Annotated in this window: 2 protein-coding genes; both read right to left on the reverse strand. The window is 57.2% G+C overall.

Features of this window, described 5'->3' with window-relative positions; all coding sequences use genetic code 11:
• Positions 1-204: hypothetical protein (locus HAQ05_RS28920; protein WP_238936616.1), on the reverse strand; the 204-nt coding region annotated here is incomplete at its 3' end.
• Positions 205-497: 293 nt separating this feature from the next.
• A partial coding sequence (locus HAQ05_RS27930; protein WP_190427631.1) for a phage tail tip fiber protein occupies positions 498-752 on the reverse strand: 255 nt, incomplete at its 5' end.

A 752-nucleotide genomic window follows, 5' to 3' on the forward strand; every position in this document is an offset into this window, starting at 1 on the left:
AGTCTGGCTAAGCAAATATGCAAAGTCGCTGGTGCACTTGAACGCTACCACAGGGTCAACGCACGCCAGCGTCAAATCCACGTAGTAGTAAGCCCCCGATGTGCCGGTAGTGACAGAACCTTTGGATTTCAAGCTGAGGTTTGAATACAGCGAGTCGATCACCAAAATGTTGTCGCCGTTTCGCGCCTCAAACCCACCGTCCATCAATAAACCCCATAAATGATTGTTACCGACTGCTGGGCAGCGGTCCAACTAACAGTGTTGCCAGACACCGATATTGAAGGGTATGTCGTATTGGAGAACATCCCCGCTGGGGTGCCGTCTCTCATTATGTAAAACGGGTCGCCGGACCCGGGCACGGTCACGTTTCCAGCGGTGTTCGCGGTTGTGGTGACCCGCCCCGATATCCGAGCCAGACGAGAGGTCAGTCCTACCATCAGCGTGCCCGCAGCGTCATATAGTTCAAGGCCTGCTGGCATGGCCAAATCCCTCAGAGGTCATGCCCAAATCCCCATGCGGACGCGCAATCCGCCATTGGCGTCGAACACCTGCACCAGGCTATTGGTGATCAGCAGCCGGCCTTGCCCGCTGACCGTGCCGTTGATCTCGAACGTGCCATCCTTGTTCATGCGCCAGCCGGTCGAGCCCGCCACATAGTTCGTCGACTGGATGTAATCGCCGATCTTCGCGCTGGTGATGGTGCCGTCGGCGATGAACGCCTGGCTGATGTACACCTGGCCGCTCTGGACCAC

It is taken from the genome of Pseudomonas typographi, from assembly GCF_014694385.1.
Lineage (GTDB): Bacteria > Pseudomonadota > Gammaproteobacteria > Pseudomonadales > Pseudomonadaceae > Aquipseudomonas > Aquipseudomonas typographi.